This window comes from Uliginosibacterium paludis (assembly GCF_039631355.1).
Classification (GTDB): Bacteria; Pseudomonadota; Gammaproteobacteria; order Burkholderiales; family Rhodocyclaceae; genus Uliginosibacterium; species Uliginosibacterium paludis.
The window spans coordinates 168,146-186,554 of record NZ_JBDIVF010000001.1; the positions used below are offsets into that span (position 1 = coordinate 168,146).

General features: G+C 66.7%; 18 protein-coding genes. 9 read left to right on the forward strand and 9 right to left on the reverse strand.

What is annotated here, in order from left to right; genetic code table 11:
• Positions 1-3 precede the first annotated feature (3 nt).
• Positions 4-1,485: a polyphosphate:AMP phosphotransferase gene (gene pap / locus ABDB87_RS00790; RefSeq protein WP_345923189.1), complete on the reverse strand. Its 1,482-nt coding sequence runs from the start codon at positions 1,483-1,485 to the stop codon at positions 4-6.
• A 58-nt stretch (positions 1,486-1,543) separates the two neighbouring features.
• On the opposite strand from pap, the gene ABDB87_RS00795 reads away from it, so the two are divergent.
• The 4 genes from ABDB87_RS00795 (at position 1,544) to ABDB87_RS00810 (ending at position 3,792) form a co-directional block, all read left to right on the forward strand.
• The gene (locus tag ABDB87_RS00795; RefSeq protein WP_345923190.1) at positions 1,544-1,963 is read left to right on the forward strand and encodes a DUF2946 family protein; all 420 of its coding nucleotides are present in this window, start codon (positions 1,544-1,546) and stop codon (positions 1,961-1,963) included.
• A 111-nt stretch (positions 1,964-2,074) separates the two neighbouring features.
• The gene (locus tag ABDB87_RS00800; RefSeq protein ID WP_345923192.1) at positions 2,075-2,599 is read left to right on the forward strand and encodes a YcnI family copper-binding membrane protein; all 525 of its coding nucleotides are present in this window, start codon (positions 2,075-2,077) and stop codon (positions 2,597-2,599) included.
• Between the two features lie 50 nt (positions 2,600-2,649).
• Complete coding sequence (locus tag ABDB87_RS00805) at positions 2,650-3,141, forward strand: copper chaperone PCu(A)C (RefSeq protein WP_345923194.1); 492 nt, start codon at positions 2,650-2,652, stop codon at positions 3,139-3,141.
• A gap of 129 nt (positions 3,142-3,270) precedes the next feature.
• A complete protein-coding gene (locus ABDB87_RS00810) occupies positions 3,271-3,792 on the forward strand; it encodes an RBBP9/YdeN family alpha/beta hydrolase (RefSeq protein ID WP_345923196.1) in 522 nt (173 codons plus the stop codon).
• 4 nt (positions 3,793-3,796) lie between these two features.
• Here ABDB87_RS00810 and ABDB87_RS00815 read toward each other — a convergent pair whose 3' ends face one another.
• The gene (locus ABDB87_RS00815; RefSeq protein ID WP_345923198.1) at positions 3,797-3,988 is read right to left on the reverse strand and encodes a heavy-metal-associated domain-containing protein; all 192 of its coding nucleotides are present in this window, start codon (positions 3,986-3,988) and stop codon (positions 3,797-3,799) included.
• Positions 3,989-4,203: 215 nt separating this feature from the next.
• Between ABDB87_RS00815 and ABDB87_RS00820 the strand changes: the two genes are divergently transcribed.
• The 3 genes from ABDB87_RS00820 (at position 4,204) to ABDB87_RS00830 (ending at position 7,750) form a co-directional block, all read left to right on the forward strand.
• The gene (locus ABDB87_RS00820; RefSeq protein WP_345923200.1) at positions 4,204-6,570 is read left to right on the forward strand and encodes a heavy metal translocating P-type ATPase; all 2,367 of its coding nucleotides are present in this window, start codon (positions 4,204-4,206) and stop codon (positions 6,568-6,570) included.
• 98 nt (positions 6,571-6,668) lie between these two features.
• Positions 6,669-7,100 carry a Cu(I)-responsive transcriptional regulator gene (gene cueR, locus ABDB87_RS00825; protein WP_345923202.1) on the forward strand — a complete coding sequence of 144 codons (432 nt, stop codon included), beginning with the start codon at positions 6,669-6,671 and terminating at the stop codon, positions 7,098-7,100.
• Between the two features lie 32 nt (positions 7,101-7,132).
• Positions 7,133-7,750, forward strand: a complete 618-nt coding sequence (locus tag ABDB87_RS00830) for a hypothetical protein (protein ID WP_345923204.1) — start codon at positions 7,133-7,135, stop codon at positions 7,748-7,750.
• A gap of 24 nt (positions 7,751-7,774) precedes the next feature.
• Here ABDB87_RS00830 and ABDB87_RS00835 read toward each other — a convergent pair whose 3' ends face one another.
• The 6 genes from ABDB87_RS00835 to ABDB87_RS00860 form a co-directional block, all read right to left on the reverse strand.
• Positions 7,775-8,539, reverse strand: a complete 765-nt coding sequence (locus tag ABDB87_RS00835; RefSeq protein ID WP_345923206.1) for a competence/damage-inducible protein A — start codon at positions 8,537-8,539, stop codon at positions 7,775-7,777.
• Between the two features lie 13 nt (positions 8,540-8,552).
• Positions 8,553-9,338 carry an EI24 domain-containing protein gene (locus ABDB87_RS00840; RefSeq protein WP_345923207.1) on the reverse strand — a complete coding sequence of 262 codons (786 nt, stop codon included), beginning with the start codon at positions 9,336-9,338 and terminating at the stop codon, positions 8,553-8,555.
• Between the two features lie 10 nt (positions 9,339-9,348).
• Positions 9,349-11,844: an ABC transporter permease gene (locus ABDB87_RS00845; RefSeq protein WP_345923209.1), complete on the reverse strand. Its 2,496-nt coding sequence runs from the start codon at positions 11,842-11,844 to the stop codon at positions 9,349-9,351.
• 68 nt (positions 11,845-11,912) lie between these two features.
• Positions 11,913-12,263, reverse strand: a complete 351-nt coding sequence (locus ABDB87_RS00850) for a VanZ family protein (RefSeq protein ID WP_345923211.1) — start codon at positions 12,261-12,263, stop codon at positions 11,913-11,915.
• A 77-nt stretch (positions 12,264-12,340) separates the two neighbouring features.
• Positions 12,341-13,465, reverse strand: coding sequence for a D-alanyl-D-alanine carboxypeptidase family protein (locus tag ABDB87_RS00855; RefSeq protein WP_345923213.1), 1,125 nt, complete (start codon positions 13,463-13,465; stop codon positions 12,341-12,343).
• Between the two features lie 259 nt (positions 13,466-13,724).
• Entirely contained in the window at positions 13,725-14,897 is a 1,173-nt protein-coding gene (locus ABDB87_RS00860) for a M20 aminoacylase family protein (RefSeq protein WP_345923215.1), read from the reverse strand.
• Between the two features lie 90 nt (positions 14,898-14,987).
• On the opposite strand from ABDB87_RS00860, the gene ABDB87_RS00865 reads away from it, so the two are divergent.
• Together ABDB87_RS00865 and ABDB87_RS00870 are read left to right on the forward strand one after the other, a co-directional pair.
• Positions 14,988-15,725, forward strand: a complete 738-nt coding sequence (locus ABDB87_RS00865; RefSeq protein WP_345923217.1) for a TonB family protein — start codon at positions 14,988-14,990, stop codon at positions 15,723-15,725.
• A 168-nt stretch (positions 15,726-15,893) separates the two neighbouring features.
• On the forward strand, positions 15,894-16,178 hold the full coding sequence (locus ABDB87_RS00870) for a GlsB/YeaQ/YmgE family stress response membrane protein (RefSeq protein WP_345923219.1): 285 nt from the start codon (positions 15,894-15,896) through the stop codon (positions 16,176-16,178).
• A gap of 368 nt (positions 16,179-16,546) precedes the next feature.
• On the opposite strand, the gene ABDB87_RS00875 is transcribed toward ABDB87_RS00870, so the two are convergent.
• Positions 16,547-18,292 carry a sodium:solute symporter family transporter gene (locus ABDB87_RS00875; RefSeq protein WP_345923220.1) on the reverse strand — a complete coding sequence of 582 codons (1,746 nt, stop codon included), beginning with the start codon at positions 18,290-18,292 and terminating at the stop codon, positions 16,547-16,549.
• Between the last annotated feature and the right edge of the window lie 117 nt (positions 18,293-18,409).

Genomic DNA, 18,409 nt, shown 5'->3' on the forward strand with positions numbered 1-18,409 from the left:
GGCTCAGTCAATGCCCATGGCATGCTCGACGGCTTCGCAGATGCTGCGCAGGATCTTGATGCGGGCATGCCGCTTGTCGTTGGCCTCGATCGTGATCCAGGGTGCCCGGCCAGTGCCGGTCCGGTCGATCATGTCGACCGCGGCCTCTTGGTATTGCGCCCATTTTCCGCGGTTGCGCCAGTCTTCCTGCGTGATCTTGAACTGCTTCCAGCTGGTCTGCTCGCGCTCCCTGAAGCGCCTCAGCTGCTCGGCCTTGTCGATCTGCAGCCAGAACTTCAGCACGATGGCGCCAGCCTCCACCAGCTCATGCTCGAAATCGCAGATCTCGGCATAGGCGCGCAGCCAGTCCGCCTCGCTGCAGAAGCCCTCGATCCGCTCGACCAGCACGCGGCCATACCAGGACCGGTCGAAGATCGTGACCCGCCCCTTGCCCGGCACGCGCCGCCAGAAGCGCCAGAGCCAGGGCTGGGCGCGCTCTTCATCGGAAGGGGCGGCAACCGGCACGATCTGGAAGATGCGCGGATCGAGCGCGGCGCTCACGCGCCGGATCGCGCCGCCCTTGCCGGCTGCGTCCATGCCCTCGAAAGCGAGCACCAGTGAATGGCGGGCGAAGCGCCGGTGCCGCATCAGCCCGGCCAGCCGCCCCTGCAGGCGCGCGAGCTCACGCTCGTACTTCCGGTCGCTCAACGCCAGGCTCAGATCCAGGGTGGAGAGCACGTTGCGCCGGTCGCGCCCGGTCTGCAGGGGCGCAGCGTGCGGGATGCGGGGAGGCGGATGTCCGGCGCGCTGCGCCAGCGCGTCACGCAAGGCCCGCCCCACCGCGAGCTTGCGATAGTTGTCGTCGCTGCCATCGAGAATGATCCAGGGCGCTTCGGCAGTACTGCTCAGGCGCAGGACGTGCGCGGCCACTTTCCGCACGGCGTCGTACTGCCCGAGCCGCATCCGGCTGGCTGCGCTCACTCGCCAGGCGGTCTCCGGGTGATCGCGGAGTTGCCGGTAGCGCGCCATCTGAGCGGCCTTGCCGAGGTGAAACCAGAATTTCAGCAGCAGCGCACCCTCGTTGACGAGAAGCGTCTCGAGCCGCCGGATGCGCTCGAGTCGTGCGTCCAGCTGCATCCGCTTCAGTTCGCCCGCCAGGCGTTGCGCCATCGGCGCGGCATACCAGGAGTCGGCGAGAATGCCGATCCGGCCACGCGGCGGCAAGGCTTGCCAGTAGCGCCACATGGGCGGATGGTCGGGGTCATCGCGGTCCGCGTCGACGAAAGCCACGGTGCTCAGAAACCGGGGGTCGAGCCACTCATGCAGACAGGCGATCGTTTCCCGGCGGCCCGAGCCCTCCATGCCCGCAATCACGATCAGGACAGGAAAGGCGGCCTCGTTGCGCAGCGCGTTCTGGGCCAGCAGCAACTCGTTGCGGAGCACGGCCTCTTCCCTGCGGAAAGCCTTCTGGCTGACGGTGTGCCCGGCTTCGGCAGATTCGAACATGGCGGATTTCCGTCTCGACAAAGCACGAGCTTAGTCCTCACCCTGCGCTCAGCGGAAGATGCGCCTCGGTTATCATCCCCACGGCATGCCGCTGACCGCAACACGACCCTCCTGCCGAATCCTGCGCCTGGCGATTTTCGCCACCTTGGTGCACGCGCTCATGCCGCTGCTGATGGCAGCCCCGGTGCCGGGCGGCATGATGATGAAGCTGTGCTCCGTGCAGGGCAGCCGCACGGTGTTCGTACAGCTGGGAGGCATCGACGACACCGAGCCGCGTGAAAGCCCGCTGCAGGAGCTGCGCCCACTCTGCCCGCTCTGCCTGGCAGGCGCCCATCTGGCCCTGACGCCGCCGGCAAACCCGGCACCGCTGCTGCTCGCCGGCCTGCAGCACGTCGCGCCCTCAGGTGAAGCCCGGCGCACCTTCCTGCCCCGGCCTGCCTCGGCTTTCCAGCCCCGCGCGCCGCCTCTCCCGGTCTGAATCGACAGCCATACCCGACAACCGATTCAAGGACAGCACGCTGCCGGACGACACTCGCCCGCACCACCCGCGGGCCGCCCGCGCCTGCCTGCCGCCCGCCCAGGAGAACCCATGATTTACCGCAACAGCTTCGCCTTGCTGGCGCTGACGGCCGCGCTCTGCAGCCCGGCCCAGGCCCATGTCACCCTCGAACAATCCACCGCGACCGCCGGCAGCCCCTACAAGGCCGTCTTCCGGGTTGGCCACGGCTGCGCCGGATCGCCAACCACCGGCATCACCGTCTTCCTGCCTCCCGGCTTCACCGATGCCAAGCCCATGCCCAAGCCCGGCTGGCAACTCGGCATCCAGCGCGAGCCGCTGACCGTTCCCTACACATCACACGGCAACACGGTCAGCGACCGCGCCGCAGTGATCCACTGGGAGGGCGGCAGGCTGGCCGACGCCGAGTATGATGAATTCGTCCTGCGCGGCACGCTGCCGGCCACGACCGGCAAGCTCTATTTCAGGGTGCTGCAGACCTGTGCCGAAGGCAGCAACGACTGGGCAGCCATCCAGACCGGCAGCGACCGGCCCGCCTTCCCTGCCGCGGTACTCGAGCTGACACCTGCGGACAAGACACCGGCCCATCAGCACTGAACACGTATCAGGGGGCCCGGAAGGGTCCCCGAATCGAGAAAGGAACCGACATGAAGAAACTTCTCCCCGCCGTCCTCACCGGACTGCTCTGGCTGGCAACACCGGCACACGCGGCCGATTACACCACCGGCAACCTGCGCATCTCGCAAGTCTGGGCGCGCGCGACCGCACCGGGCGCCGCCAGTGGCGGCGGCTTCCTCAAGATCGAGAACAAGGGCCCGGCAGACCGGCTGGTCTCGGCCAGCGCCGGAGTCTCGAACGAAGTCGAACTCCACTCGATGCGCATGGACGGCAACATCATGCGCATGGAAAAGCTCGACAAGGGCATCGAGATTCCTGCCGGCGCTTCGGTGGAGCTCAAGCCCGGCGGTTTTCACATCATGCTGATCGGGCTCAAGGCCCCGCTGCGCGAGGGGGAGCGCTTCCCGCTGAAACTGCGCTTCGAAAAGGCGGGTGAAATCAGCGTCGACATGGACATCGGCTCGCTCGGTGCTGCCGGTCCGGCCGCAGGCGGCATGGACCATTCGAAGCATATGCACTGAGCCTGAAGCACAAAAGAGAATATGGATATCAATTCATATTCTCTTTAAAGCTTTTACGGAAGGCTACAGTAAGTCCATGAGCCGGGACGTGCCCGGCAGCCCCGGCGGGCAATTTGAGGAGGGCTTCCCATGGACAAGGTACTGATCGTTCCCGGCTTGCGCGGCAGCGGCCCGGCGCACTGGCAAAGCTGGCTGCATGCCCGGCTGCCGGGAAGCGAGCGGGTGGAGCAGGCCGACAATCAGACACCGGATCTGCCGCGCTGGAGCCAGCGCCTGATCCGCGCCATCGAAGCCTCGCCGGAGCCGGTCTGGATCGTGGCCCACAGCTTCGGCACCCTGGCCACACTGCACGCGCTGGACCGCGTGCCCGGCCGCGTGGAAGGCATCCTGCTCGTGGCCCCGGCAGACCCCGACAAGTTCGGCGTCGATCACCTGCTGCCCCACCAGCCGATCGATGTGCCGGCCATCCTGGTCGGCAGCCGGAATGATCCCTGGCTGGCGCTCGACAAGGCCCGCGGTCTGGCCCGCCGGATCGGCGCGAGCTTCCTCGACCTGGGCCACGCCGGCCACATCAACACCGAATCGGGTCACGGCCCCTGGCCCGAAGGGCTGGAGCTGCTGCACAAGCTGCAGGCCGCCGTGGCCGCCTGAACGATCAGGCCGGCTCGAAACCCGCATCCGCCAGACGCGCCACGACTGCCTCGCGGGACTGGCTGGTTTCGACGCGGACATGCTTGCTGGCCACATCGATATCGACCTTCGCGGCCGCATCCAGCTCGCCGAGAATGCGGGTGATGGTTTTCGCGCAACCGCCGCAGCTGATGCCGGGCACGGTGAATTCGTACATGCTGGACTCCCTTCTGGCCTGAAATGAAAGGCGGCACCTGTCGCCGCCGGCACATGATCATCCCTCCCACAGGGGGAGAGTCAACAGAAACCCCCGCTGCGTGCCGCGACCTGCGGCGCATTCCTCCGCGCCGTCAAAAAATCCTCCCGCAGGCTTGACCCTTCCATGATGGGAGACATTAAAGTCGGCGCATCGATCCTTGCCGGAGCCTGACCATGTCGCAGCAGCATTATTCCCTCGCCATCGAAGGCATGACCTGCGCCGCCTGCTCGGGCCGGCTTGAAAGAATGCTGCGGGCCACGCCGGGCGTTGCGGAAGCCTCGGTGAATCTGGCCAGCGAGCGCGCCAGCGTCCGCGGCGACGCACCGCTCGACAGCGTACTGGCGACCGTCAGGCGAGCCGGATTCGAGGTTCCGCTGCGCACGCTGAAGCTCTCGGTGCAGGGCATGACCTGCGCGAGCTGCGTGGCACGCGCCGAAAAAGCCCTGCGCAAGGTCGAAGGCGTCAGCGAGGCGGAAGTCAGTCTGGCGAGCGAGAGCGCCCGCGTCCAGACCAGGCTGGATGCCGACACCGATGCGCTGGTTGCCGCCCTCGCCCGCGCGGGGTTTGACGCCAGCCTGCTGACCGGCCCGGCGCGGGAAGAAGTCGAGCGCGAGCAGACCGACCGCCAGCGCCGGCAGACACTGGCGCTGGTCTGCAGTGCGCTGCTGAGCCTGCCCCTGGTCGCCCCCATGCTGCTGGACCTCTTTGGCATCCACTGGATGCTGCCCGCATGGCTGCAGCTCCTGCTCGCCGCACCGGTGCAGTTCGTCTTCGGCGCGCGTTTCTATCGCGCGGCCTGGCCGGCGCTCAAGGCGGGCAGCGGCAACATGGACCTGCTCGTAGCCCTGGGCACCAGCGCGGCTTTCGGCCTCTCGCTGTGGCAGATGCTGAGCGGGCATGCCGGGCATCTCTATTTCGAAGCCGCAGCAGTGGTCATCACCCTGGTGCAACTCGGCAAATGGCTCGAAGCCCGCGCCAAGCGCCAGACCACGGCGGCGATCCGCGCCCTTCAGGCACTGCGGCCCGATACCGCACGCGTCTGGCGTGAGGGCCGCGAACAGGAAATCCCGATCGGCAGCCTGCGCCCGGACGATGAGGCGCTCATCCGCCCCGGCGAGCGCATTCCGGCTGACGGCGTGATCCTGCAGGGCGAGAGCCATGTCGACGAGTCGCTCATCACCGGCGAGAGCCTGCCGCTGGCGCGCGCGCCGGGGGCGATCGTGATCGGCGGCTCGGTCAACGGCGAAGGCCTGCTGCGGGTGCGCGTCACGGCGGTCGGGGCGCAGACGGCGCTCGCCCGGATCATCGAACTGGTGGACTCGGCCCAGGCCGGCAAGGCGCCGATCCAGCACCTGGTGGACCGGATCGCCGCGGTCTTCGTGCCGGTCGTGCTGCTGATCGCACTGGGCACCCTGCTCGGCTGGGGACTGGCGGCAGGCAACTGGGAACACGCCCTGCTCAATGCGGTGGCCGTGCTGGTGATTGCCTGTCCGTGTGCGCTGGGGCTGGCCACGCCGACCGCCATCATGGCCGGCACCGGCGTGGCAGCGCGCGCCGGCATCCTGATCCGTGACGCCGAGGCGCTGGAGCTCGCCCACAAGGTCAGCGTCGTCACCTTCGACAAGACCGGCACGCTCACCGAAGGCAAACCGGTGCTGAGCGCCTTTGACAGCACGGAGGCCGATGCGCTGCGCATCGCCGCGGCGCTGCAGGCCGGCAGCGAGCATCCACTGGCCCGGGCGCTGGCTGCCGCGGCGGCGGAGCAGCCATTGCCCACCGCAGAGCACCTGAAAGCCGAACCCGGGCGCGGCGTGCGGGGCCGGATTGAAGGACGGGACTATGCGCTGGGCAGCCTGCGCTGGATGAACGAGCTCGGCCTTGATGCCGCCACGCTGGAAGCGGAAGCGGCGCCGCACCGCGCGCTCGGTCACACCCTCTCCTGGCTCGCGGAAACCGGCGCCGCCCCTCGACGCCTCGCCCTGCTGGCCTTTGGCGATCGCCTCAGGCCGGAAGCCGCAGCAGCCGTCCGCGGGCTGCTTGCACAGGGCATCCGCCCGGTCATGCTCACCGGCGACCAGCTGGCGAGTGCCACCGTGATCGCCGCGCAACTGGGCATCGACGACGTGCGCGCGGAAGTGCTGCCGGGCGACAAGGCACGCATCGTGAGCAGCCTGCGTGACGAGGGCGCCATCGTCGCGATGATCGGCGACGGCATCAATGACGCGCCGGCACTGGCCGCTGCCGATGTCGGCATCGCGCTGGGCAGCGGCACCGATGTGGCCATGGCCGCGGCCGGCATCACGCTGATGCGTGCCGACCCGCGCCTTGTTTCTGATGCCATGGACATCTCCCGGCGCACGCACCGCAAGATCCGGCAAAACCTGTTCTGGGCCTTCATCTACAACCTGATCGGCATTCCCCTGGCGGCCTCGGGCCTGCTCAACCCGGTTTTCGCCGGTGCCGCGATGGCCTTCTCCAGCGTCAGCGTGGTCAGCAATGCGCTGCTGCTGAGCCGCTGGAAGCCCCGTCCGGCACGTTGATCGGCAGAGCGGCCTCGCGGCCCCCGGAGCCCGCCGAGTGGTGCGGGAGGCCGCAGCGGCAAACGCTAAACTCGGTCCGCATTGCAAGGGGGCAAACCATGAAACCCGATCACGCCAACGCGCTCGCAAACGGCTTCGTCGACATCGGCGACGCCGCCCGCACCAGCGGTGTCTCGATCAAGATGATCCGCCATTACGAAACCCTCGGCCTGCTCGGCGAAGTGCCGCGCACCGAGGCGAACTATCGCGTCTACAGTCCGTCGCTGATCCACACGCTGCGCTTCATCGCGCGCAGCCGGAAACTCGGTTTCTCGATTCCTGAGATCAGCGAACTCCTCACCCTGTGGCAAGATCGCAAGCGCCCCAGTGCGGCAGTCCGGCAAATCGCGGCACGTCACCTGAACGATCTCAGAACGCGCATCGCGGAACTTCAGAGCATTGTCGATACACTCAATGAACTGACCAACTGCTGCGCGGGTGACTCCCGCCCCGAGTGCCCCATCCTCGCCGATCTGGCCGGCGAATCCTGAACCCCGGAACACGAGTCTGAAAGGAGACCCGCGTGACCACAGCGATTTTTGTCATTCTCGCTGCCGTAATGCTGTTTTTCGTGCTCAAGGCCTGGCAGGTCTGGAAAGAGCGCTTCGGCAGTCGTGATGACAACTACGAAATCCTGCAGATGCAGCGCCTGCTCGATGGCGATGATCGTCCCGATGACCCCATCCAGGCGGTTGCCGTGATGGCCGGCGGCAAGCTGCCTGCATCGGTGCGCAAGCCTGCCGCTGCCGCACCGGCAAAATCGCTGCCGCCGCTGCCTGATGCAGCCCAGATCGAAACGCGCAAGCACCTGCCGGTGCTCGATGGGCCGGCCCAGGAAATCTATCTGCGCCTGCATGCTGAAATGCCGCAGATCCCGTTGCTGGCCTGTGTGGATGTGGCGGCACTGACCGGCACCAGCGGCGTGACGCCGCCGCGCGTGCAGGCGGATTTCGTGCTCTGCAAGAAAGACTTCACGCCCGCCGTGGTGATCTTCATCGATCGCGTGCCCGGGGATTCCCTGCAGGCGCGAGCCGAACAGCTGCTGCGCCTGCATCGCCTGCGCGTGCTGCGCTGGCCGGTCGATCGCCTGCCCTCGCGCGAAGAAATGCGCAAGCAGATCTTCCGGCCCAAGGCAGCCTGAGGCCCTGCCCCTTCCTGCGATTTCTCAGGCAGCTGGCCGGGTATCCTCGGCCGCTTGCCATTCATGGCCGCGTGCCGTCATTTCGGCCTGGATCGCGGCCATCGCGCGTGCGACCTCGGCCGGCGCACCCTTGGCCCCCAGCTCGATGAATGAGCGCTGCGTGGCGCTGCCGAGACTCGGCAGGCTGAAGATGGTCACACCGAACCGCTGCTCCAGCGCTTCCATGAAGTCAATCAGCGCCCCCTCTCGCGCGCCGAAGACCAGGATCGACTGCTCAGCATGCGCACTGGCGTGATGCAGCCCGGCAAACCAGGTATCGAGCACCCATTCCATCATCGGCCAGGCCATTTCCGGAAAGCCCGGCAGGAAATGATGGCGTCCGCAGGCAAAGCCCGGCACCCGGTTGTAAGGGTTCGGAATGATGCGGCTGCCGACCGGAAACTCGCCAAGCTTCAGGCGCTGGGCAGTCAGCTCGGTACCGAAGCGCTCGCGGATTTCACGTTCGGCGTCGGGATGCAGGGCGATTCCGACGCCCAGCGCTGCTGCGGCGCACTGCCGCGTGTGGTCATCCGGCGTGGCACCGATGCCGCCGAAGGAAAAGACGATGTCATCGCTGGCGAAACTCTCGCGCAGCATGGCAGTGAGCCTCGGCCGCTCATCCCCGCAGTAGCGCGCCCAGGAGAGCTGCAGCCCGCGTCGGGCAAGCAGCTCGATCGCCTTGGCAAGATGCCTGTCCTGCCGCCGGCCGGACAGGATCTCGTCACCAATGATCAGCACACCGAAAGCCATTCCAGTCTCCTTCTTACTGTCCGTCACGAGGCAGCACAGCCATGCCACCGGCATCGATACTGATGTCGCGCAGCGGACGCTGGCGCTCGCGCCGGAGTGTTTCGAGCAGATAGTGCACGAAGCACAGACCGCTCAGTGCGGGCGCCAGCAGATTGATCACCGGCACCAGCGCGAGCAGGCCGCCCCCCAATGCCAGCATGTTGAGCTGCGACGCATGTTCGCGCGGCACGCGTTCAAGCTCGATGGCATCGGCATGATGCATGAGCGCGTCGTAGGCAAAGCAGGTCCGGTTCAGGCGTGCCGAAAGCAGCACGGTAATGACCAGCCCCGCCCCCGGAATGAACCAGAGCGGCAGGCACAGCACGAAGGGCACGACGAACAGCAGCGCCGCCTTGATGCTGGTCGCCGCACTGCCCCACTGCGAGCCTCCGGCACGACGCTCCAGCTCGGGATACTCGCGCTCGCCCACCCGCTCAAGCATCGCCGGCAAGGCAATGGTGGCGATCAGCAGCAGCGCCGTCACATAGATCAGCGGCAGGGTCAGCAGCCACAGCAGCAGGTAGAACACACCGCCCGCGGTATGGCTGGCAACGGAGCTTCCCTGGGCGAACCAGCCGCCCACGAGGGGAATGCCCGGCAACAAGCCCCGCACCGCCTCCGACAGATCACCGATGAAGATCGCACCCAGCGTGACCCAGACCAGTGCGGAGAGCAGCGTGGGCCACAACAGGTGCCACAGGATGCCCGGTTTGAAGAGGCTCAGCAGGGCACGCCCGCAAGCCAGCAGAAGTGTACTCATGAGACAGCTCCTAGACGGTTTCGCGCAAACCTTCGACGACCGTGCGCCCAGTCAGGCCGCGCACGCCCAGCCAGCCGAAGAGCACGATGGCGAGACTCGCCCCGGCGCCCGCCAGCAGCAGCGCGGGCAGCGAGGGCTGAAAGTCGAGATCCAGCACCACGCGCGCAAGCAGATATCCGATGCCGGTTGCCGCGAGTACGGCCAGCAGGCTGGCCAGGACGCCCAGCACCGCGAACTCTGCCAGCAGGGCCGAGCGCACCTGATGGCTGCGCGCGCCCAGCGCACGCAGCACGGAAATCTCGTAGCCGCGCTCGTCATGCGTATTGCGCTGCGCGGCCAGCAAGACGACCAGCCCCGCCAGCAGCGAAAAACCGAAAACGAAACGCACCAATTGCGAGAGTCGATCGGTCATGGTCGCCACCTGCTCGAGCAGCATGCCGATGTCGATCACCGTGATGTTGGGCCATTGCGCCGCCATGTCGCGAACCAGCGAAGCCTGCCCCGGCGGCAGATGAAAGCTGGTGATGAAGCTTGCCGGCATGGCATCGAGCAGACCCGGCGCGCCGGTGAAGAAGAAATTCACCCGCATTGAATCCCAGTCGAGCTTGCGCACGCTGCTCACCTTGCCGCGGACCCGCTGACCGCCCACCTCGAAAGTCACCTCATCGCCAAGTTTCACGCCCAGGCGCTCGCCGATGCCCTGCTCCATCGAGAATTCGGGTACGCGTGCATCGCCGTGCCAGCGCCCGGCGATCACACGGTTGCCCTGCTGCAGCGTGCTGCCGTAAGACAGATTGAATTCCCGCTCGGCCAGATTGCGGGCGCGCTCCTCGGTGTAGTCCTCAGGCCGCACCTCGCGCTGGTTGATCGCCACCAGCCGGCCCCGGATCATCGGCTGCAGCGCTTCATGAATGCCATGACCCGCCAGAAATTCCGCGATCGGCGCCCGCTGTTCGGGCTGGATCCCGATCACGAATCGGTTCGGCGCATCGGCAGGTTGTTTGGCCTGCCAGCCCGCCAGCAGATCACGGCTGATGAGTGTGAGCAGCAGGATCGCCGTGAGCCCCAGGGCCAGCGCAACCACCTGAATCACGCTGGACGCCCGCCGGCGCGAAAGCGCCGCAAGACCGTAACGCAAACCCCAGCCCTGTCCGCCCGGCGCCACGCTGCGCGCACGGCCGGCAAGGCCCAGCGCCGCCCAGGCGATGAGCGCAAAAAGCGCAGGCGCCGCCGCAAAGCCGCCTACCACCGCGAAGCCCAGCGTCCACTCGCCGGCAATCCAGAGCATCAGCCCGGCCAGCGACAGCGCACCGGCCATCCAGACCAGAAAACTCCCCGCCGTCAGCTCGCCCATTTCACGGCGGATCACGCGGATCGGCGGCACCCGGGCGAGACGCAGCAACTGCGGCGCAACGAAGCCCAGCGTGAGCAATACACCGACCGCGAGCCCCTGCAGCACCGGCTGCCAGCCCGGCGGCGGCAGATCGCTCTTGATGAGCGTGGCGACCAGCCCGGCCAGCGCGGCCTGCACGCCCCAGGCCAGCGCGCAGCCCAATGCCGCCACGACCAGTCCGAAAATCAGGAATTCCCCCAGATGCATGCCCAGCAGCTGCCAGCGGCTGGCGCCGAAGCAGCGCATGACCGCGCAGCTGTCGAGATGGCGTGCCAGATAGCGTCTGGCAGAAAGGCCGATCGCTACCGCCGCGAGCACCACCGCGAGCATCGCCGCAATGCGCAGGAAGCGCCCGGCACGATCCAGATTGCTTCGGATCTCGGGGCGCGCATTGTCCAGGCTCTCGATGCGCTCGCCGCGCTCGAGCCGCGGCGTCGCCCAGGCTTCATAGGATTTGATCGCCTCGCGCTCGCCCGCCACGGCCAGCCGGTATCGCGCCCGGCTGCCCTCGACGAGCAGGCCGCTGGCCGGCAGATCGGCGATGTTCATGAGCAGGCGCGGCGCGAAACTCGAGAAACCGACACCGCGGTCCGACTCGAACACCACCTGACGCGTCATGCGCAGATGGAGGTAGCCCAGCTGCACGCTCTGACCCGGCTTGAGCTGCAGGGCCGGCAACAGGGCATCATCCACCCAGGCCTCACCGGCCGCCGGCGCCCGGTCGGCCTGGCGCGGCGCAGCCCCCGAGAAATCGGACAACTGCACCTCGCCGCGCAGCGGGAAGCCCTGCTCGACGGCCTTCACCGCCACCATCTGGGCCGCTTCGTCGCTGGTCGCCATGCTGTTGAAGGTGACGCTGCGCGTATGGGCCAGACCCCGCTTGCGCAGTTCATCGATCAGCGAGGCCGGCAGTTCGTGATCGGCGGAAATGAGCAGGTCACCGCCGAGCAGACGGGTCGCGTTCTGCTCCAGCGCCTGGCCGACGCGATCGGTCAGGAATCCCACACTCGCCAGACTGGCCACCGCGAGCAGCAACGCCACACCGAGCAGACCGAGTTCGCCTGCACGCAGATCGCGGCGGAGCATCTGGAGAGCGGATCTGAGCAAGTTCATCTGCACGGGCCTCTTGGCGTCACTTCATCAGGGAGCACTCGCGCAGCGCCTGCCGCGCTTGGGGGAAGTCAATCCGTCCGCAACCGGGGCAGCTTTCCGGCCAGCCAGACACCGGCCAGCGCGCCGGCAAGATCGGCCAGCCAGTCATCGAGCCCGGGGAAGCGTCCCGGCAGGCTCATCTGGTGGAATTCGTCCCCGGCGCCAATCAGCACCGCGGCGAGCACCGCCAGCACGGCCGGAAATCCCAGCCCATGACGCATGAGTGCAGCGAACAGCGCGAACACTGCAAAGTGCGCAAGCTTGTCCCAGGGCGCAGGAATGAGTCCGGCCGCCTCGGGCTGAGCGCCGCCCGCAAACAATGCTATCAGCATCAGGGCAAGCGCCATCGCGCTCAGGACACGCAGCTGCAGTCGGGTCATTCAGGCTCCGGCCGGAACGGCATTCGTGAGAAAGGCAGACCGGCGCGATGCCGGCCTGCTTCATGGGAAGGAAAGGATCAGGCGAACCAGAGCATGATGGTGTCGATCAGGCGACGCCACCAGCTGCCCTGCTCCACGGCCTGCACGGCCAGCAGCGGGTATTCGCCCAGCGCCTGACCATCGAGCATGAGACGGACCTTGCCGATTTCCTGCCCTTCGGCAACCGGTGCAATCACGCGCGGTGCCAGCGTGACTTCCTGCTTCACCTCGGCGGCCTTGCCACGCGGCAGGGTCATGAACAGATCGCTCTTGAAGCCGGCGCTCACCTCGGCGGACTGGCCCTTGTAGACCCGCACCGTGCCAAGCGTCTGACCGGCACTGAAAACCTTCGCGGTGTCGAAGTTCAGCACGCCCCAGTCGAGCAGCTTGGCGGACTCGCGCGCGCGCTCTTCCGCTCCGGTGGTGCCGGTCACCACCGAAATCAGGCGACGACCACCACGGTGGCTCGATGCGACCAGGTTGTAGCCGGCACTCGCGGTGTGGCCGGTTTTCAGGCCGTCGACATCCGGGTCACGGTAGAGCAGCAGGTTGCGGTTGTCCTGCTTGATCTTGTTGTAGGTGAACTGCTTCATCGAATAGATCGGGTAGAACTCCGGAAAGTCCCGGATGATCGCTTCGGAGAGCTTCGCGAGGTCGGCCGCAGTGGTGTAGAGCTCGGGGTCGGGCAGACCATTGCTGTTGGTGTAGTGCGTGTTCGCGAGACCCAGGCGCTTGGCCTCGGCGTTCATCATCACCGCGAAGGCATCCTCGCTGCCGGCGATGGCTTCAGCCAGCACCACGCAGGCGTCGTTGCCCGACTGCACGATCATGCCCTTGAGCAGATCATCGACGCTCACCGGCACCTTGATGTCGACGAACATCCGCGAACCTTCCTGCTTCCAGGCCTTGATCGAGGGCGTCAGCATCTGGTCGAGCTTGAGGCGGCCTTCCTTGACCGCCTTGAAGCTCAGATAGGCCGTCATCAGCTTGGTCAGCGAGGCGGGTTCGATACGGGTGTCGGCCTGGCTACCGGCCAGCACCTGACCACTCTGGACATCCAGCAGGATGTAGCTGCGCGCAGCCACTTCGGGCGGAACGGGGAGAACGGCCTGCGCACAGAACGGCGCGGCAAGAAGGGCTGCAACAAGCAGGCGCTGGATCATGGGTACTCCGATTCGGGTGTGCAACAAAGGCGGCAATTCTACGCCTGCTCAGAGGGTTTGCCGGCGCCGGAGTTCCGCAACGCAGCATCGGAACGCAAAATCCTTGCGTTGCCCGGCGTGCCGCGCTCCGGCCGGCAGACCCGCAAAAGACAGGGCCGCACGGCGCCGGGCAGCATCGTGCCCCGCACGCGCGCGCCCACACTTCCGTCACACACTGCAAACAGCGATGCCGGTGTCATTCAGAGCAATGGAAGCACCTTCAGGCGGGCGGCAACAGATGCTCGGCGAGCTTCACCCAGTAACTCGCGCCCAGCACGAGATTGTCATCATTGAAGTCGTAGCGCGGGTTGTGCAGCGTGCAGCCCCCCTCGCCCGGACCATTGCCGATCCACACGTAGCAGCCCGGCCGGTGCTCGAGGAAGTGGGAGAAGTCCTCCGCCCCCATGCTCGGCGGCAAATCCCAATCGACCTGCGCGGCACCGACGAGCGCACTCGCCACTTCGCGGCAGAGCCGGGCTTCCGCCACGGTATTCACGGTCGGCGGATAGCCGCCAGCATTGAGCCGGGCCTCGATCTTCACGCCATAGGCCGCCGCCACGCCGTCGCACACCCTCAGCAAGCGCTGCCAGGTCGCTTCCCGCACGGCCGGCCGCAGCGCGCGCGTCGTGCCGCACAGCGTGGCCGTGTGGGGAATCACGTTGTAGGCATCGCCCGCATTGAAGCGGGTCACGGTCAGCACCGCGCTGTCGAGCGGATCAGTGTTGCGGGACACCACGCTTTGCAGCGCGGTGACCAGCGCCGCGCCGGCCACGACCGGATCGATCGTCAGGTGCGGCATCGCGGCATGCCCGCCATGCCCGGTGATGGTGATGTCGAAACGGTCCGCGCTGGCCATCACCGGCCCCGGTGTAACCCCAAAGCGGCCCAGCGCCATGCCGGGCCAGTTATGCATGCCGAAAACCTGCTGCACCGGAAAACGCTCGAAGAAGCCATCGGCAATCATGGCTGCGGCACCACCTCGCCCTTCTTCGGCCGGCTGGAAGATGAAGACCAGCGTGCCATCGAATTCGCCGCGTTCCGCCAGATGCGCCGCCGCCCCGAGCAGCATCGCGGTGTGGCCGTCATGACCGCAAGCGTGCATGCATCCGGCATGCGTCGAGCGATGCGCATGGTCCGCGGCCTCGCTGATGGGCAAAGCATCCATGTCAGCGCGCAAACCGATGCAGCGACTCGACTGGCCGCGTTTGAGCACCCCAACCACGCCGGTCTTGCCGATGTTCCGGTGGACCTCGATGGCGCAGCGTTCAAGCTCGGTCGCGACCAGCGCTGCCGTGCGATGCTCCTCGAAACCGAGTTCGGGATGCGCATGGATGTCGTGACGGATGGCGGTGAGGGCCGCACGGCGCGCGGCGATTTCGGGAATGATCTGCATGGATGTGATCCTGTTCTGCGAGGAGTCGTCAGCCTGCTTGCGCCGCGACATGGAATTCTCCTGCCCCGGATTTTACACTCCGCCCAGACCATGAAAGCCGACGATCACCTCAACGTCCCGACCGGGCTGCTTCGCCATGACGCGCAAGCGGCCCGCCAGCGCATGGGGCTGGCCTGGCTGGCGGCAGGTGGCCTGCATGGACTGGTGCTGTGCGCCCTGCCCTGGCCAGCCCCGGCCGTGCAGACGCCGGCCACGCCGCTCGTGCTCGAGGCGCGGCTGCGGGCAGCACCTCCCGCAGCAGTCGGGCAGAGCGCGGATCCGGAGCCCCCGGCACGTCCACAACGCGGTACCCGCCCGGCCAGACCGCGAATCGCCCTGCCCTCAGAGCAGCCGGACGCCGCGCCCCTCACCGCCCCGGCTGCGGCTGTCATCAGCGTACCAACCGGGGCCGCGACGGAAAGCCGGCCCCACCCCGGCACACCGGACATGTCCGACACGGCGACCGCCCAGGCAAAGGCCGGCGGCAGCAGTAGCACTGGCGCAACGGCCGGCACGGACACACCGCGTTCGCTGCGCCAGCGCTGCCCGCAGCAGTCCGAGCCGGCCTTCCCGCGCCGCGCACTGCGCAGCGGACTCGCAAGCGGTCGCGTCGAACTCCGGCTCCACCTCAAAGCGGATGGAAGCGTCGGCCAGGCCGAGACTCTCAGCACCGAGCCGGAAGGCGTCTTCGAAACCGCCGCGATCGCCGCAGCGATGCAGTGGCGATGCCTGCCCGCCGCCGAAGCGGGCAGCACCGTGCGGGTGAGTTTCGTGTTCAGAGCGGACTGAGTCCGCAGCGCCCCCCCCTGCCCCGGGCGGCACAGCCTGACACAGTCAAATTCCGCCTCTGCGTCCAGAATTCCGTCAGGCGCTTGCCGGCCCACGCGTGCCGGCGACCTTCCTATACATCTCCGCTTCCCGGAACAACCGGGAAACCGCTCCTGAAAGGAAACTGACATGGAATCCACTACTGCTGCAGCAATGGTCGGCGGGGTCACCGGCATCGTGATCGCCCTCGTGATTGGTCTCATCATCGGCGTCGTCGCCAAACTCCTGATGCCCGGCCGCGACCCGGGCGGCTGGTTCATGACCTGCCTGCTCGGCATCGCCGGCTCATGGATCGGCGGGCTGGTCTTCAAGCTGCTGGGCATCTCCGCTGGCGGCTTCGTCGGGCTGATCGGCTCGGTGCTCGGCGCCATGCTGATCCTGCTGGCTTACCGCATGGTGATGAAGCGCGCCTGAAGCTGCTTTTCAGGTCGCAAGCAGAAGGGCCGCTCCGCAAGGGGCGGCCCTTTTTTATCCCCATGCGCCGGGTTGCCGATCCGCATCCGCCTCACAAAAAGCCAGGACCAGCCCGGATCGGCGGCGAAGTCTTCAGCCCGCCGGGCATCTCCGCCGGGGGATTCGCCGGTCTGCCATCGGCGCGTGGCGGGAAAGCCATGCAGATCCTGCCGGCCTGCCGCAAGGTGATAAAGCGCGCCCGAAGCCGGAAGATCTCCCGCACAGCCGGCGTGCTCCTGCCGGAAGCATTGGCATCACGGGGCGACACAAGCAAAAAGGCCCTCCCGCAATGGGAGGGCCCTCCAAAGGGCTGGCAGCTTGCGCAAGGCTCAGGCCATGCGTGCGCTGCGCTTGAGCAAAAGGCCGATGGCCAGCACGCCGAGTGCGCAGGCGAGGAAGGTGAGGCGGCCCCAGAGCGGGTTCGGGATCGCGATCATCAGCAGCATGCCCACGCCGGCGAGGGTCACGATGAAGCCCAGCTTGGCGCGCTGCTGCAGGTCGGATTCGGTCGGTGTGTCGTCCGTGATCACCGGCGTATCCAGGTCCTTGAAGAAGGCGTCGGTCTCACGCTGGATCGGGCTGTCTTCATGCTTGTAGAAGAGCGTGGTGAGGCAGAAGAAGCCACCGGTCAGGACGAGGTGCGCGGCGATGTTGATGATCACCGAGAAGTCACCCGCTTCGCGCCGGGTGAGCGTGATGCCGAGCAGGTCGGCAAAGAGTTGCGGCTTGAGCCAGGTGACCAGCATCCAGGACACGCACAGGCCGAAGATCACCGTGGCCCAGGGCGCCCACTTCGGTGTGCGGCGGATCAGCACGCCGAAGAACAGCGGCACCAGGATCGGCGACTGCAGCAGCGTGGCCACCTGCATCATCAGGTCGAACAGCGAGAAGCCCTTGAGCGACTGGAAGAACTGCGCCATCAGGATCACCAGCAAGCCGTTGACGATGGTCACGCATTCGCCCACGCGCAGCAGTTCCTTGTCCGACACATCGCGGTGCTTGGCCAGCACCGGCTTGTAGAAACTGCGCACGAAGATGCCGGCGTTGCGGTTCAGTGCCGAGTCCATCGAGCTCATCGTGGCAGCAAAAAGGCCGGCCATCAGCAGACCCACCGTGCCCAGCGGCATGAAGGTTTCAGCAAACACGAGGTAGATCGCGTCCCCCGCCTTCGCGCCCAGCGCGGCCTTGTAGGTGCTGGCGGCGTCCGGCAGCAGCGAGGCGGCCGACCAGGGCGGCACGAACCAGATGAAGGCGCCGACCAGCATCATGCCGAGCGCCATAATGGCCCCCTTGCGGGCGTGGCGCGAGTCCTTGGCGCACAGGAAGCGGTAGGACTCCTGCAGGTTGTTGATGCTCTGCATCTGCTTGACGACAAAGAACAGGAAAGTACCCACCACCAGCAGAGGGAAGCTCATGTTCTGCCCCATCACGAAGCCGCCGGGGAAGTTCGCCACCATGTTGTGCACGCCGCCCACCTTCACCAGGCCAACGATTGCGCAAGCCACCGAGAGCACGGCGACGATCACGGTCTGCACGAAGTCGGACGCGACCACGCCCCAGGCGCCGGAGAGCAATGAGATCAGCAGCACGATGATGCCGGTGGCCCAGATCGTGTGGCCGACGTCGATGTTGAACACCGAGCTGACGAAGATCGACAGGCTGTTGAGCCACACGCCGGCGTTGATCACCGACAGCGGCAGGATCGCCCAGGTGAAGAACTGCTCATTGGTGGGGCCGAAGCGGCGGCGCACGCCTTCGGTGGGCGTATCGACGCGCACCTGGCGCATGCGGGCCGAGAACCAGGCCCAGCTCACGATGTAGGCCACCACATTGCCAATGAACACGGCAATCGCGGAGAGGCCGTCGCTGTAGGCCTTGCCGGCTGCACCGGTGAAGGTCCAGGCGGAAAACTGCGTCATGAAGGCCGAAGCCCCCACCATCCACCACAGCATCTTGCCGCCGCCCCTGAAATAGTCGGACGCCGAATTGCTGGCCATCTTCCGGAACACCATTCCGATGGCGACCATGAAGGCGAAATACGCGAGTACGACGACTGCGTTGATATTGAGATCCATGGACAGACTCCGATCCACAAGCTGAAAAAGATTGAACGCAGCCCGGCATGGCCGGACCGACAGAAGACTGCTGCCTGGAACCGGCTGAAAAAGTGTGCCGGGCCCGGATATGCCGGA

What these genes read in the sequence shown, in the direction of transcription:
- pap (WP_345923189.1), bottom strand. Translation starts at nt 1,485, where the DNA reads ATGTTCGAATCTGCCGAAGCCGGGCACACCGTCAGCCAGAAGGCTTTC.
- ABDB87_RS00795 (WP_345923190.1), top strand. Translation starts at nt 1,544, where the DNA reads ATGCGCCTCGGTTATCATCCCCACGGCATGCCGCTGACCGCAACACGA.
- ABDB87_RS00800 (WP_345923192.1), top strand. Translation starts at nt 2,075, where the DNA reads ATGATTTACCGCAACAGCTTCGCCTTGCTGGCGCTGACGGCCGCGCTC.
- ABDB87_RS00805 (WP_345923194.1), top strand. Translation starts at nt 2,650, where the DNA reads ATGAAGAAACTTCTCCCCGCCGTCCTCACCGGACTGCTCTGGCTGGCA.
- ABDB87_RS00810 (WP_345923196.1), top strand. Translation starts at nt 3,271, where the DNA reads ATGGACAAGGTACTGATCGTTCCCGGCTTGCGCGGCAGCGGCCCGGCG.
- ABDB87_RS00815 (WP_345923198.1), bottom strand. Translation starts at nt 3,988, where the DNA reads ATGTACGAATTCACCGTGCCCGGCATCAGCTGCGGCGGTTGCGCGAAA.
- ABDB87_RS00820 (WP_345923200.1), top strand. Translation starts at nt 4,204, where the DNA reads ATGTCGCAGCAGCATTATTCCCTCGCCATCGAAGGCATGACCTGCGCC.
- cueR (WP_345923202.1), top strand. Translation starts at nt 6,669, where the DNA reads ATGAAACCCGATCACGCCAACGCGCTCGCAAACGGCTTCGTCGACATC.
- ABDB87_RS00835 (WP_345923206.1), bottom strand. Translation starts at nt 8,539, where the DNA reads ATGGCTTTCGGTGTGCTGATCATTGGTGACGAGATCCTGTCCGGCCGG.
- ABDB87_RS00840 (WP_345923207.1), bottom strand. Translation starts at nt 9,338, where the DNA reads ATGAGTACACTTCTGCTGGCTTGCGGGCGTGCCCTGCTGAGCCTCTTC.
- ABDB87_RS00845 (WP_345923209.1), bottom strand. Translation starts at nt 11,844, where the DNA reads ATGAACTTGCTCAGATCCGCTCTCCAGATGCTCCGCCGCGATCTGCGT.
- ABDB87_RS00850 (WP_345923211.1), bottom strand. Translation starts at nt 12,263, where the DNA reads ATGACCCGACTGCAGCTGCGTGTCCTGAGCGCGATGGCGCTTGCCCTG.
- ABDB87_RS00855 (WP_345923213.1), bottom strand. Translation starts at nt 13,465, where the DNA reads ATGATCCAGCGCCTGCTTGTTGCAGCCCTTCTTGCCGCGCCGTTCTGT.
- ABDB87_RS00860 (WP_345923215.1), bottom strand. Translation starts at nt 14,897, where the DNA reads ATGCAGATCATTCCCGAAATCGCCGCGCGCCGTGCGGCCCTCACCGCC.
- ABDB87_RS00865 (WP_345923217.1), top strand. Translation starts at nt 14,988, where the DNA reads ATGAAAGCCGACGATCACCTCAACGTCCCGACCGGGCTGCTTCGCCAT.
- ABDB87_RS00870 (WP_345923219.1), top strand. Translation starts at nt 15,894, where the DNA reads ATGGAATCCACTACTGCTGCAGCAATGGTCGGCGGGGTCACCGGCATC.
- ABDB87_RS00875 (WP_345923220.1), bottom strand. Translation starts at nt 18,292, where the DNA reads ATGGATCTCAATATCAACGCAGTCGTCGTACTCGCGTATTTCGCCTTC.